At 47.8% G+C, this 15,137-nt stretch carries 11 protein-coding genes; 3 read left to right on the forward strand and 8 right to left on the reverse strand.

The genetic code is table 11. The features are described from left to right. Position 1 precedes the first annotated feature (1 nt). A complete protein-coding gene (locus tag BM082_RS05435) occupies positions 2-3,094 on the forward strand; it encodes an efflux RND transporter permease subunit (protein WP_074925622.1) in 3,093 nt (1,030 codons plus the stop codon). 600 nt (positions 3,095-3,694) lie between these two features. Here the strand turns inward: BM082_RS05435 and BM082_RS05440 are convergent. Together BM082_RS05440 and BM082_RS05445 are read right to left on the reverse strand one after the other, a co-directional pair. Next, entirely contained in the window at positions 3,695-4,156 is a 462-nt protein-coding gene (locus BM082_RS05440; protein WP_074925623.1) for a methyltransferase family protein, read from the reverse strand. 220 nt (positions 4,157-4,376) lie between these two features. After that, entirely contained in the window at positions 4,377-5,087 is a 711-nt protein-coding gene (locus BM082_RS05445; RefSeq protein ID WP_074925624.1) for a cation efflux transmembrane domain-containing protein, read from the reverse strand. 188 nt (positions 5,088-5,275) lie between these two features. Here BM082_RS05445 and BM082_RS05450 point away from each other — a divergent pair, with 188 nt between their 5' ends. Together BM082_RS05450 and BM082_RS05455 are read left to right on the forward strand one after the other, a co-directional pair. Then, positions 5,276-6,160: a LysR family transcriptional regulator gene (locus tag BM082_RS05450; protein WP_017010703.1), complete on the forward strand. Its 885-nt coding sequence runs from the start codon at positions 5,276-5,278 to the stop codon at positions 6,158-6,160. 99 nt (positions 6,161-6,259) lie between these two features. Then, positions 6,260-7,180, forward strand: a complete 921-nt coding sequence (locus BM082_RS05455; protein WP_074925627.1) for a M14 family metallopeptidase — start codon at positions 6,260-6,262, stop codon at positions 7,178-7,180. 95 nt (positions 7,181-7,275) lie between these two features. On the opposite strand, the gene BM082_RS05460 is transcribed toward BM082_RS05455, so the two are convergent. The 6 genes from BM082_RS05460 to BM082_RS05485 form a co-directional block, all read right to left on the reverse strand. Next, positions 7,276-9,051: a hypothetical protein gene (locus BM082_RS05460; protein WP_074925630.1), complete on the reverse strand. Its 1,776-nt coding sequence runs from the start codon at positions 9,049-9,051 to the stop codon at positions 7,276-7,278. Between the two features lie 99 nt (positions 9,052-9,150). Next, on the reverse strand, positions 9,151-10,137 hold the full coding sequence (locus BM082_RS05465; protein ID WP_074925631.1) for a hypothetical protein: 987 nt from the start codon (positions 10,135-10,137) through the stop codon (positions 9,151-9,153). Positions 10,138-10,856: 719 nt separating this feature from the next. After that, positions 10,857-11,585 carry a MipA/OmpV family protein gene (locus BM082_RS05470; protein WP_074925632.1) on the reverse strand — a complete coding sequence of 243 codons (729 nt, stop codon included), beginning with the start codon at positions 11,583-11,585 and terminating at the stop codon, positions 10,857-10,859. A gap of 389 nt (positions 11,586-11,974) precedes the next feature. Continuing rightward, positions 11,975-13,129: a porin family protein gene (locus BM082_RS05475; RefSeq protein WP_017015691.1), complete on the reverse strand. Its 1,155-nt coding sequence runs from the start codon at positions 13,127-13,129 to the stop codon at positions 11,975-11,977. Between the two features lie 283 nt (positions 13,130-13,412). After that, entirely contained in the window at positions 13,413-13,733 is a 321-nt protein-coding gene (locus BM082_RS05480) for a DMT family transporter (RefSeq protein WP_074925633.1), read from the reverse strand. Next, the gene (locus BM082_RS05485; RefSeq protein WP_074925634.1) at positions 13,734-14,963 is read right to left on the reverse strand and encodes an NAD(P)/FAD-dependent oxidoreductase; all 1,230 of its coding nucleotides are present in this window, start codon (positions 14,961-14,963) and stop codon (positions 13,734-13,736) included. Between the last annotated feature and the right edge of the window lie 174 nt (positions 14,964-15,137).

Genomic DNA, 15,137 nt, shown 5'->3' on the forward strand with positions numbered 1-15,137 from the left:
CATGGAAAAATTGCTCTCAAATACGCGCCTGTTGGTTTTGTTCATCGTGTTACTGCTGGTGTCTGGTTTCTCTGCGCTTTCTACCCTTCCTCGCGCAGAGGATCCGGCGTTGATCAACCGCTGGGCAACCATTACAACCGCCTACCCCGGTGCGAGTGCTGAGCGTGTGGAAGCGCTTGTCAGTGAACAGATAGAGATTTCATTGCGTACATTGGATGAAATCAAACTAATTGAGTCCACGTCTAAACCCAACATTTCTGTCGTCACAATAGAGCTCAATGACGAACTCACCGACACAGAAACCGTGTGGTCAAAAGTCAGAGATAAACTTGGCGATGCCGCACCTCTGCTACCAGCCGGTGCCTTTGACCCCCAATTTGATAACGACCATTCCAACGCATTTACGTATATCACCGCCCTTCAATGGCAAGGTGACTCTCAAGTCGATCCACTCATTCTCGGTCGCTATGCAAAAGAATTAGCGAAACGCTGGCGAAATCTTGGCAGCACAGAATTTGTTGATACACACGGTGTGCCAGACGAAGAGATTCTGGTGACCTTAGACGTGGCAGCATCCAGCGCTTTAGGAAAATCCGCGCTTTCCCTCTCCAACGCAATATCAGGCGCAGATGCGAAAAATTCAGCAGGCGAATTGTACAGCAAAGATAACCGTTTTCAGTTAGAAGTGGCTGGCGCACTCGATTCCGTTGATCGTATTAAACAAGTGCCTGTCGCCATTGATAACAGCGGATTTTTGATACGATTGGAAGACATTGCGACCGTGACTCGTTCGGCGGCCTCGCCACCTGATCAGATAGCCTTAATCGATGGTAAACCGTCCGTGCTCGTGTCGGCGCGTATGCAGAGCGATATTCGTGTTGATCGCTGGACGGCCTCCGCAGACAGGATGCTTGACGTATTTCGTGCTGAACTGCCCGACAACATCGTCTTAACACCGATTTTCACACAAAACCGCTACACGGAAACACGATTGTCCGATCTGATGGATAGCCTCGCCATGGGCTTCGGCTTGGTATTGGCCGTGTTGTTCGTCACGCTAGGTATGCGCTCTGCCGTGCTTGTTGCCTTATCATTGCCAATTGCCGCCGCCTTCACCCTCGGTATGATGAGCTTTACCGGCCTACCGATTCACCAAATGTCCGTAACGGGTTTGATCGTATCACTCGGTATCATGGTGGATAACGCCATTGTCATGGTCGACACCATCCAGCATTACCGACAACAAGGGGTGAAACGCATCGACGCCGCCATGCGTTCAATCCGTCATTTGTGGCTACCACTGCTCGGTTCAACACTCACAACCATCCTTGCATTCGCCCCTATCTTTTTGATGCCAGGGCCTTCGGGGGAATTTGTCGGTGCCATTGCTATTACCGTGAGCTTTTCTTTGATCGGCTCTTATACGGTGTCCATGTTATTGGTTTCGGGATTCGCCGCGCGCTGGTTACCCTCCGGAGAGTCGAGCACGCGTTGGTACCACGCCGGTATCAGTTTGCCCGCATTAAGCAAGACCTTCCGAACCACGGTTTATGGTGCGATTCGCTATCCGTTACTCACTATTCCACTGGTATTTGCCGTGCCCTTTTCGGGCTTTTGGGCGGCAGGTCAGTTAACAGAACAATTTTTCCCACCATCAGACAGAGACATGTTTGAAATTCAGGTGTTTCTTGCTCCCCAAGCCAGCATTAACGCGTCACTCGACACCACAAGAGAGATCGAAGCCATCATCTTGCAGAACGACGACATTGAACGTGTAGGTTGGGTAGTCGGCGGTAACTTCCCTTCCTTTTATTACAATCAGCAAGCTCGTCAACAAGGTGCTCCAAACTTTGCACAAGCGATGGTAAAAACCAGAGACGTTGCAACCGCCAATGTAAGGATTCCCCAACTGCAAAAGGAACTGTCTGAAGCCTTTCCTCATGCACAAATATTGGTGAGAAAACTTGAACAAGGCCCTCCGTTCAACGCCCCGTTGGAAGTACGTGTGTTCGGGCCAAATCTCGACATGCTCCGCGCGATTGGTGAAGATATTCGCCTATTGATGGCAGAAACACCGGATGTCATTAACACCCGAGAAACCTTGCAACCGGGCCTGCCGAAAATCTCGGTCAATGTGAACGAAGAAGCCAGCCAGTTAACCGGGCTGACACTCCGTGAAATCGCTACTTTATTAAATGCATCGATGTCAGGCAGCGTACAAGGAAGCTTAATCGAAGAAACTGAATCCATTCCTGTGCGTGTGCGCGTTAACGATGAAGCGAGAACCAGCCTGGATCAGCTCAACCGCTTACGCTTGCCGATTGCCTCGAATGAAGGCCAAGTTGACTTACCCATTTCAGCGATCGCCGATTTAAGTGTTGAGCCAAGTCGCGGCGCAATCCCGCGTCGTAACGGTGAACGTCTGAATGTAATTGAAGGTTACATTACCGCGGGCGTGCTGCCACAAACTGCGTTGAACCATTTCACCGAAAAACTCGAAGCCGCCAACCTTCAATTGCCCCCAGGCTATCGCATGGAGTTCGGGGGCGAATCCGCCGAGCGAAACGATTCTGTCAATCAGCTCATGGCAAACCTCACCATTGTGATCACCTTGTTGATAGCCGTGGTCGTGGTGTCTTTCAATTCCTTTAGATTGAGCGGCATTATCTTCATGGTCGGAGTGCAAGCAGCAGGCTTAGGATTGCTGTCGGTATGGGTCTTCGGCTATCCATTCGGGTTTACCGTGATCATCGGCTTACTGGGATTGGTGGGTTTGGCGATCAATGCATCCATCGTCATTCTGGCTGAGCTCAAATCAAGCCCAGAAGCACTGCAAGGTGACCGCACAGCCATTGTTGAAGCGGTCAGTAGTTGTGGACGGCACATCACGTCAACCACGATCACCACCATTGGCGGTTTCTTACCATTGATTCTGGCTGGCGGTGGATTTTGGCCGCCCTTTGCAATTGCCATTGCAGGCGGTACCTTGTTAACCACCCTGCTCTCATTCTACTTCGTGCCAGCGGCGTTCAAACTGGCTGTTGCGTTTTGGCCACTGGGTAAGCCCAACGCGATGGAAGCCCGCAAGGCCTGAATCAGAGCAAGCTAAGCGCACGGCGTTTACTCGCAATATAGATTTGAGCGCAGATGGTAGGCATAAAAAAACAGCCACTCAAGAGTGGCTGTTTTTCTTTTTCAATAGGTTTGAGTTACTGCATGTTTGTCGTCAAAATGCAGAGAGTACTGGGCTTGCCATAAAGCCCATCAGCAGCAAAATTGGTACTAAAATTTTAATAAAAAAAGGTACCCGCATCGTCTTTCCCTTCTTATTCAGTGGGTGGAGGCGTTGACCTTGTCTCTACTACCCGACTAAGACGCGTTCCTTACCTCACAGGTGTTACTCGTCGCTCCAGCGGTATTAATTATAGGCACAAATTATTAACAATGCATACAGAACTGCATACTAAAATAGACATTTTTTATGCTTCCGATTCTACTTCTTTGAAATGCCATCAGGTTTGCTTTGTAATCGAAGTGAGTTCAGTCGATTTTTTAGGCACCAAAGTGACAAAATTCGCGATGAATGACGAGGTGACTAACTCGTTTCCTACAAACCTTTGCAACGCTCATCGACATCGCCCGTTCACCCACAATCCTTCAAGGTGAAACTGACGATGCCTAACACAAATAGGTGTTACAACCAGCGGCGAACTCGCGTTTTGTATTCGGGGTAACTGTCGGGGAACAGCTCAGTGAGGTAATCTTCTTCTGGGGAAATTTGAAAGGCGTTCATGTAAAGCACAAAGGAGACGCAACCAAGAAGCGCATACGCGCTGTTCCAAAGCAGTGCCGCGGCCACTAAGATGCAAAGCATCCCGAGGTACATAGGGTTGCGCGTAAAGCGGTACACACCATCAGAGACCAACGCGGAAGACGCTGTTTTCAACATTGGGTTTACCGTTGTTTGCTTGCGGCGAAACTCATACACCCCAGCCACCATCACAGCACCTCCAAACCCCACCAATAATATCGGAAAAAGCAAAGGCAGATTCGCGAGTGTTGCGTTTGTGGGTAACCCCACCGAAATGGCTTTCATGACCACTAAGGTGATCACCACCAACACCAAAGGGGGGATTTTAAGCTTCAAACTGTCCATGTTTTTCCTCGCATCCTGTCACGTTATCGTCTTGAAACATATCATCATCGCTGGCGATGAAACACCATCAATAAAAGAGATTGAAGACCACCTCGCGTTTGGGTTTGCTCGTCACCTTACTCAAACGCAAAAACGGCCGCTTTCGCGGCCGTTTTTCGTTGTTTTGCATCTCTTATTTCGCACATTTTTGCGCTTAATGCGAAACAAGGATATCAGTGAGTCAAGCCAATACACCGTGGTGTTGTGCGTCTTCACGCTGCTCCGCTAGCGCCATCAAACGCTTCACCGAATCTTTAATCATTTTCACAGGGACGGTAGCAAAGTAAGCCGAGGCCAGAATCACCATCATTGGATCTGCATACACGGCGTATTCACCATAGCCTGTCATCATCAAACCCCAAGCCACCAAGAAGCCAACCAGAACCGCGGCACTGATAACAGTGTCCATCAACCATTGGCTGGATTCCGCTTTAAGAATGGTTGAAGCCCCCTCGCTTGAGTGTTTCTTAATGGCAAGGTACGTGGCCAAACAACCCGCAACGTTCACCACACCAAACACGAGTGCAAACCCTGCATTCACATCTCGCCCACCCGTAAACAGGGCGTCCAAGGCAGAAGCGAAAGACACCACACACACAATCGCGACAGCGAGGCCTTTAATTAATACAACCAGTGATTCGATTACCGCCGCTTTCTGCGCAGAGACCGCCTTACCTGACGTTTTGTTTTTCGATGCTGGTTTGCTGATGTAAATGGTGGCTACCAACGCCATTAAAGAGAGTAATAAACTGACTAGCGAATAAGCACCGTCGAAGACGATCACCATAGATCCAGCCCAAATACCGAGGCCGATTCCGAGTGCTGCAAAGCAAAAACAAGCAAAGGTAGAAAATTTCAGTAAGTTACGTTCTTTCGCATATTCATTCGACATAAATCCCCACAAGGTGACAAATTTTTTGACTGTAGCGCTATCTTCGAGCGCTTGAATGACACCATAACGCCAACTTTTTAATTCACAGAGTTACTGAGCGACAACTTTTTTGTCGCTAACGCTTCCATCTAAAACATTTAGAGCTAGAATCATTTAGCACTCGCAGGGAGTGAAAGTGGGGAATTCTTATGAGAAGCAGTCAGATAGAAATGTTTTTGAGTGCCGTCGAAACAGGGTCCATTGCAGGTGCTGCGAGAGCGCTCGAAAAAAGTCGAACCACTGTTAGTGCTGCCATTGGCGCTCTGGAAGATAATCTGGGGGTTGAGTTACTTTCACGCTCAGGAAACAGCGTCATGCTGACCGATGCGGGAAGGATGATCCACGATGACTGCGAGCGATTGCTGCAAGCGGCCTTCGACATTGAAGCCAAATGCCGACAATTCGAAAACGGCATCGAATCTGCCTTACGTATCGGCCGCGACGACGCCCTGCCCGAAGCATTCTGGCGCGCGACGATGCGCGAAATTCGTCAACGCTTCCCCGATTCGAGCGTCTCGTTGTATGTCGCTCCGCCGCCTGAGCTTTATGAAATGGTGGATGAGAACATGGTCGATGTTGCGTTCGGCTTGTTGCCCGAAACCCGCGCCTTTGGCCGCATATCTTCCAAGAAGCTAGGCCAAGTGCGAATGATGTCGGTAGTGCATAAAGATCACCCTCTCGCCGCCCTCAAACGCGTGTCTCGTGCCGATTTGGAATTGCACACCGAGGTAACGCTGGCCTACGTCGATGATGAAGGCTTGAAAGCCCTCGACCCCATTTCACCCCATTACATCGCGCTGCCCTTTTATGAGCATTTACGTGATGCGGTATTAGACGGTTCGGGCTGGTCAAACGTGCCCTCAATGCTACTGCGCAAATACCTGCGAAGCGGCACCGTTCAAGTGCTTCGCCATGCCAGTGCAATGCAGTGGCAGCCTTATGGCGAAATCACCGCCAGCGATGCCCGTCGCGGCGCGTTAACAGCCTGGCTATCTGACCGACTTGAAGCCTTTTTGATAGAAGAAGCTGAGTAAAGTCTCACCACTTGAGCAAGCCCACATTGAATTCTGGTTGCTACCCTCAACACGGGTGGTAACCTCGCTGGCATAACAGCAACATATGAAGGACATTTCATGAGCACATCAAACAGCTTCCCAATTGGCACACCTGGTCAACCTTGGGGCAACGAAGAAAAAGCACAGTGGCTAGCAACAACCAGCATCAAACGCAGCTATAAAGACGATGTTCTCAGCAAAATCGACGCACTTCGCGACCGCTTTGATGTAACGCAATACGGTGCGTTGTCCATCGACCCAGCGCGTTACCCGCAATTTGGCATTCAAAGCCGCAACTTTGATGCAAGCAAACCCACCATGTTGATCACGGGTGGTGTGCATGGTTACGAGACCAGTGGTGTTCATGGCGCATTGAAGTTTTTAGACAGTGAAGCCGACGCATTTGTTGAGCACTTCAACTTTATCGTCGCGCCGTGTGTCAGCCCTTGGGGTTACGAAACCATCAACCGCTGGAACTCGATTGCTGTCGATCCTAACCGTTCATTTGTAGACAACAGCCCATCAGAAGAAGCCGCCAATGTGATGGCATTTGTGAAGGGCTTGGGTGTTGAAGTTTTCGCCCATATCGATCTTCACGAAACCACTGACACGGACGAATCTGAATTCCGCCCTGCTCTCGCAGCCCGTGATGGTAAAGACTACGAAGAAGATATCGTGCCTGATGGCTTTTACACCGTGGGCGACACTGAAAACCCAAATTCCGATTTCCAGAAAGCCATTATCGATGAAGTGCGCACGGTAACGCACATTGCCCCTGCTGATGCAGACGGCAACATCATTGGGTCTCCGGTTCAGCAAGACGGCGTGATTAACTATCCATTGGCGTCGCTTGGCCTGTGTAACGGTTTCACCGCGTGCAAATTCGGCACCACCACCGAAGTGTATCCAGACAGCCCGAAAGTCACTGATGAAGAATGTAACGACGCACAAGTCGCAGCCATTCGTGGTGCGTTGAAGTATTTGATTAATTTAAAATAAAATACCGCACGATTGCCACCTCATTGTCGGTGGCAATCATGTTCAGTTTAACCTTGGTTCTTTCTTCAAAACCCAAGGGCTTGGTATCTCATGAACTATGGTTTCCCGGCCAAATATTGATTCGCCAATTCCAGCGTCGATTCACTGACCCCTTCCATTTCTATGACACGACGTGCCACCGACATATTCATGGCTGACTCGTCGGTATGGCCGACAAGAAATTCGAACAAGAGATCGCGCGTCGGTGCTAAGACGTCCTCATCTTCAATACGATGACGCAGTTTCGCCTGATAGCTTTCCGTTAAGGCAACAGACACCTCTTGATTATCAAGCCCAGTAGCAATCGTACGCACCACGCTTGGGTGAGAGTCATTAAGCATTTGAGTCATTAGCTGCGAACGCATATCAGGATTCTTGCTCAAGAGCTTAGCGGCCAGTTGACGTTCGTCTGAGAAAGAACTGGTGAGATACGGTGCGACTTCCGCATCTAAGGCATTGCTTCCTAAATTGTTGGCGGCCAACAACGAGAGATACCCGTCTTTTTTCGACACTAACGCCTCAGACAAAAAAGCCGTCACCTGGGGGGTTAAACGTTCATTCTGCTTACCGAGAATACCGATATTCAACATCGCCGTTTGTGCCAATACCTGGTTATCATCCGTTAGCATCGACTCGAGTGTTGTCAGAGCGACGGTGCTATTCACATCACCCATCTTTACCATCGACATCATTGCGCGAATACGGTCTGTTTCTTCGATGCTTTCGTCTTCAATCAATGCAGATAGAATAAACTCACCTTCCGCTAACCCAGATCGTTCCAACGAAAAAATGATGTTTGAGCGCATACTGTCAGTCACGTTTTCCGAAAACATCAATTCACGCACAAAGCCTAGCCCTTGCTCTGCGGCATACACGCCCAATACTTCAGCGGTGTCCAAGTTTGGATTACGATCAAACACCACCAGCGTTGACATAAATGCTTCCGGCGTTTGAACAACAACGTCGCTCTCTTGACGGTTGAAAGAGACGGCATAACCTGTGTTTGCATTCGCGATGAAGTTCGCCAACAACAAAACATCATTTTCAGGCGCAATGGGCGTTACCGTAATACTCTGATGAAGCTTGAGTGGCTGATTTTCCATCATTAACGTTTTCGACACGCGGTTCTCCAATTGCATGGGGAAACCCGATACATCAAGATTGAGTAACCAACTGTCACTTTGAGACAAGGTATCGTAACTTGCAGATGCTGACTGATCACTGATTAACGTACGCGAGACCTTGCTGCCTTTTGTGGCATAGTTATACGTACGTTCGCCGTCTGGGAAAGTTATCGTGTGCGTTTCTGGGTAGTAAGAAAGTTGCTGCAATAACACAGGGACAATGTTGAGTGGATGCTCTGGCTGCAATCCGAGCAATGACACGTCGTGAAACGCCCCGTCTCCGTATCTATAAGTAAACCCCATCACAGCAGGCATCGCGGTTTCTGGGTTTTCAGATTCAAAACTCGCATCATAAACAGCCCCTTTCCGCGGCGCTTCTTCCCTTTGAACACGGTTTTTATCGTGATGAAGAACAAATTTCAACGAGTTCGTGAAGTGTGCAAGCGCTTTGCTATCGCTAGTCAGCGTGGACACGATCACCGCCTGATAAGCCAGAGTCTGTTGACCTTCCTCTGTGACAGAAAAATCTCTCTGACTGGATGGAGACAATACCTCTCCTTTCTCTTCATCTTGATTATCAGCAGACACAACAATCACTTTTTTCGGTAAAGGTGTCCCGCGTACGGCATCGTGTCTATCAAAAACATAAAACTCTAAAAGCAACACCGCGGACAACGGCAGCATTAAAAGTCCAATCGTCTTTTTCATTATTTACACACCTCTCCAAGTTGACATATAGATGCCGAAGCCCAAACAACATAAGCATGTGAATGTTCATTAACCTGGCGTTGTTTGGGCTGGTGTTATTTAGAAGTACACTGCTTTTTCATAAATGGTTTGGTCGAACTCATAAATTGGAGACCAACTAATAAGATCGGTTTTCGCATAAAATATTCTGGCTAAGCCAAATGCTTTCACATCACAATACAATCCGATACTGCCATTTCCCCCCTGCGCATTCGCATTCCATTTAAGCTTGGTATAATACTGATAGTTCTTTTCCTCATTGCAATTTCCACAATCGCTATCAGGCTCATAGGTAATTCCAGCCTCAGCGATGGCCTTTGTTCCTGCACTAATGAGAGTGAGCGAACCTTTTACGCCTTTTTCAATGGTTTTAAATATAAGGTTAATACTGGCGTAACCTTTCGCGGTAGCATCACCGGAAATAAAGGGACGAACACTTGCATAAATAAAGTCAGGCTGTCGATTACCAGCAACATAAATAGGTGTGTTAGGCTTATCATAACCACCCACTTCCAAACCCGCTGCAAAATCTGCCCCAACCTTTAGCGCTGCGCCAATTTTGACACCAAGACGGAAAATGCCAGCAGGGTCGATGGGCACTTCGGGGATTGGCACTTCAGCCTCAGCAACCGTATGGCTAAGTGTTCGTTTCACATCAGCACGCAACAGCGCATCACAAGTAGGACTCAAGGAAAACGGGACATCAGAGCCAACACTCAAAGAAAGATGGAGTCCTCTAACACATTGTATTTCTTCAGGGTTAAAGTTTAAATCGACTGCGCCTAATACTGAACCAATCTGCGTGTTATGAGGACCGACTGTCACTGAGAATTTATTTTCGGTATTACCGATCACTTTTCCGCCACTAAAGGTGACGTAACCATAACCCTTTCGGGTCTCGATGAAGTTTTTAACAATATTATGCGTCTTAGCTTTGTGTGTTTTGTTAAGTACGGTTCCCGGTGATAGGCCCACTGCGTGTGCTGTAAATGAGCATAATGATATTGCAAGTGTTGCAAATATTATTGATAACCTTTTACTCTTCATTAGAATCTCCTAATTACATATTAAAGTTAACACTTAACTACGTAAACATTGCCAATGACAGGCAAGGAAATACTAGATAAAAAAATAAAACCAACACAAATAACAACAAGGATTAATTAGAATTAATGACAACTATGAGATATTAACCCAACGAAAAGCAATTGATAAATTAGAATATATTAATGAAAATAAAATGCTACGGAATTGAATGAAGATCGATTTGCCACTATAAAAATTTTACACAGCCATGACATAAATTATCCTGCACAATTAAACAAGGCTAAATAGATATTCCCCCTTCAATATATTGAGATTCCCATTCAAAAATAGATGTAACTGTTGCAACGAGGAATTATGGTGCGTCTTACGGTTTATACCCAAACAACCTGAATATGCTCGACTTCAGAGGCCATCAGTGCGTTCAGTTCAAGGCAAATTCTTGTAGGAATAGTCATTCTATTTCACAGGAATTTAACGATGAAGTGGACGCACTGAAGGCCTCCCTTAGGGCGAGTTTACTGACGCCATGCTCGGTGTTATCCCTTTTGATGGAGCTCACTACATCGGCAAAGGGACGCCTAGATCATATCGTCAGTAAACCTCGCTGAATCCTGCATCTTCAGGTTGTTTGGGTATAGTTTATGTATGCAATGTGCTCACTCTTACTGAGAGTGAGCATCACCTTCAACGTCAGCCAAACGTGTAAACGTGGGAATCGCCTAAAACGTATACGCAGCACCAATGCTGAATTGCCATCCCAGATCGCGCTGAACCAAAGCGCTCTCACTGTCATGGCGCTCAAATTCGAGCTTACTCAAGACAATGACATCATCAGAAAAATCATAGATGCCAATCAGACCGGATTTGTACACCCAAGTGCTGTCAGCATTAAAGGCGGCAAGGCCAGACGCGCTGCTTTCTCCCACTGAAATACCATAGAGGTGATTCGACAACTTCTCATCGCGGTAATCGACTTCCACGTACGGCGACAGTGTGAACTGTTCAAACGGCGTATCAAATGCTCGCCCCAAGTGAAGCTGTACTTCATAACCATCATGCTCGCCCGTCACGTCATGCAAATAGGTCAAACGCGCGCCAACGGTGCCCAGCGTAATACCTAGCTCCCCATTGCCCTCACGATCATTAATCCCATTCGGGATATCATCGAAATCATTCGATACTTCTGCAAATCGCCACCGACCGGAAATACCCAGCCACGGCAGCACCGAATAATTCACCAAACTACCGTCAATAAAACCGTATTCGCCGTTGTAGAACAGGTTTGGCTCCACACCGACCTTGGTGCCGTCGCTGGAAAACACTGACTCGCCCACGGTGACGCCACCGCCAATAAACCCAAAATCCTGATACGTTTCTTGCGCTGATACGTTCATTGAAAGCGCCAACAGCGTTAGCCCAGACAAGGGGCTCCAACCTACTCTCATCATCCTTTGCTTCCTTTCGTTTTCTACGCGTTAGATAGAAACAGAACCGACGGCACGCCAAAATATTCCGACGATAGAAAGATGTGCGAAATCAGAGAGAGCTTTGTGAGAAATAGTACGAAGCGGTATGTTGGGTAGGAAGAGTATGCTGTGCTGAAGGATTATGCTGTGTTGAAGGATTATGGTGGGTAAATGTATCAACGAGGTCTATTCGGCATCGCTTTTCCCCCAAGAATAAAAAACAAGCGCTAAACCTCGCCTAGCGCTTGCGACACATAACACGGAATAACCTCACATCATCTGCACGATTTGTGTCTCAAATTGATAGGCAGGGAAAAAAGGATTCAATCGTCATTGGGCGGTAGCAAAAATACACCGCTGAGGGCGATGAATTAAAAAGTGACCACAGCACCAACAGCAAACGTATTATTTTCTTCCGTTCGACCTTCATTCACTTCGGTACGGTTGTATTCACCTACCAAGCTCAGATTCGCATTCACAGTATGAAACCAAGCGACAGCATAGTTTTCGTACTCCAATGACGTCGTTCCTTGGGTCTCAACTTCTGTCTTGCCGTATGACAGTACAAAACGTTCTGCATCAATAGAATATGACCCTTGCAGTAAATATCCTTCCGACTCGGTTTGCTCATTCGAAATCAATGTATCTAAACCCGCAACATCCCCTAAACCTTCCGTGTTAAAACCTGAAGCGTTAAACGCTGCGCCGGCATAACCCACGCGAATACCACCGCCGACACCGTTTGAATCGGTTTTGCCAGCACTGTCTTCAGAGCTTTGTGTTACACCATTGATGTAGGCTTTAAAATCCACAGAATCGAACGTATTGTTGTACGTGATTTCACTTTCAAAGCGCGGATTATCTTCAGAGCTTGTTGCACTTTTCTTGTTCGGGTCCATGACACCAACAGCGATCTGAACACCTGACATGTCAGGGCTACGATACGTAATTTGTGCTTTCGGGAACGGATAAGTGTAACCCGACCCAATGTTCCCGAACGACACGTTTCCGCCATCGATCAAGCCATAGAAATCACTCGTCTGACCGTGCCCCAATAACAGTTCATCCGTAAGGATATTGCTGCGCGAAAACAAACCAAAATCTTTGCCGAGCAAGACCTGCCCCCACTCCGCATCGACCGTCGCGTAGAACTGACGAACGTCGATACCCGAGCGTGTGCCCAAACCTTCTGCGCCACGTTGAGTGTCTGTGTCATTCAATGTGACCCAGAACGATGAACGCGCGCCGATTTTCAAGCCATCATCGGTTTCGGTGTTGTAATTAAACCCAATGTAATTAGGCAGAAAGCCAACACGAACACGCGATTGGTCTCGGCTCACTGTGCCACTATTGGCGTCGTTAAAATCCGCCAAACGGTCAACACTCGAGTTGGTATAAAACACATTCACTAACAAGTCCGTGCTGACAGAGTGTGTGTCGTCTTCGTACAAAGTGACTGCCGCCGTCGCGTTTGCACACATCACCGCCAAACCGAGCGGCAATAAACAATTTGCATGAGTCTTCATCGTGCTAATACTCCCTGTATTTATTGTTAAGATTCACTGCTCATCGCTGTCACCACCGATGTTTGAGGGTCAGTTGTGCAGCGATTTCTCATGCTATCGTTCGAGGTTTTGGGGGAATATGGCAAATTAGAACGAAAAGATCTCGTTCTAATGAAGGGGGACTAATGGGGGTAAATTGCAGCCTCAAATAGGGAGATGGTTCATCGATAAATCTGCATGTTATGCAAAATTGAAGAGCCAACACACATTGGCTCTTCAACGATAACGGGGTAAACCTCTCTGTTCAGTGGCCGTGAGAAAGATTAATCATGCCAATACCAATGGCAACAAACACCATACCTATCCATACGGTTGCGTCGACGTGCTGTCGATACACAATCGCAGATAACATAGTGACAGACAAAATAGCCAGTCCCGCCCATAGTGCATGAGCAATACCCACAGGGATCCCTTTCATTGCATGGCTCAGAAACAGAAACGCCGCCAAATGCCCCATCACAACAATGAACAGTGGCAGAGGTTTGTTGAAGCCATCCGTCGATTTTAGGGCCACGTGAGACAGGGTCTCCGCCCCTACCCCCATCAATAAAAAGAACCAGCTCATTTATGCTCTTCCGTTGTAGTAAGGATTCATCAGACACTTAATGCGTTTCAGCACCATCAATCGCGTTACCCTTCCCCAACCAAACAGCACTTGTTGGTGTAAACGGAAAATGGTGTCGTACAGTTTGCGCACTTGTCGACCACGGAGCACCACTCGATCATTCATCACAGCACCGACTGCATAGTCATGTCCCAGCGCAACGAGCATACCGCCATCATTGAAAACAAACGGTTGGAGATCTTTCCCTTTACGCTGACGTTTAAATTGCTTAGCCAAATGCGTTGCAGCCTGATTGGCCGCTTGGGCACGTGGCGGCACAAAACCACCGTCAGGTTGCGGACACTCGGCGCTATCGCCTATCACGAAAATGTTCTCGTCTAAGGTCGATTGCAAGGTAGGTAGCACTTTCAATTGATGAATACGGTTGGTTTCCAACCCATCAAGTTGTGTCAGCCAATCGGCACATTTGATACCCGCAGCCCACACCTGTACATCAGATTCGATAACCTCACCTTTAGCCGTGATCAATGCACCAGATTTTGCTTGCTGGATACGTGTATTCGTCAGCACCCGAATGCCTTGTTTCTCTAGCATAGACTGCACTTTCCCAGACATACACTCAGGGCTCATTGGCAAAACACGGTCAGCGGCTTCTATCAAGGTGATCTGAAGCTCGCTACCTGTATTGTATCGGCTCAGCTTTTGGCTCACTTTGGCGAGTTCAGCGACTAATTCAACCCCCGTCGCACCTGCGCCAACAATCGAGATACGATGTTCTCCTTGGGCGCGCAACAATGGATTAATGCGTTGCCACACGTTGTGCGCTTGCTCCGCGGAATCAAGAAACATGCAATGAGACGCCACACCGGGTGTTTTAAAGTCATTGCTTACCGCGCCAACAGCAATCACAAGACGGTCATAGTGTTCAGTCACCAAACGACCCTCCGCCGTTTTGACTTGGAGCGTCTTTGCTGCGCGGTCAACACCTGTCATTCGGCCTTGTAGATAGCGGTATTTATTACACAAAGCATGCTTCAAGTAGCTGACTGCATCCAACTCTTCGTCGAACGTTCCCGCAGCGATTTCATGCAATCTAGGTTTCCAAAAGTGGTGAGAAGACGGCTCGACCAAAACGACTTCGTCGTGCTTGTCACGCCCAAGACGCGTAACCAACTCTAGCCCAGCAGCACCGCCACCAATCACAATTGTTTTTTTCTTTTGTTTTGACATTGTCTTTCCAAACTTAGGTTTGATGGCGCAGTAAAGGCACCGCATCATCTGAAATCGGCAGTTGAAGCACACCCGCACGTGTCGCCTCGAACGTAATGGCGAGCATTATAGGGATTACAGGAAAATTGATAATCCATGAATATTGAAACTTATTTTTACCAAATGGTAATAATA

This window comes from Enterovibrio norvegicus DSM 15893 (genome assembly GCF_900115495.1).
In the GTDB taxonomy this organism is placed as follows: domain Bacteria; phylum Pseudomonadota; class Gammaproteobacteria; order Enterobacterales; family Vibrionaceae; genus Enterovibrio; species Enterovibrio norvegicus.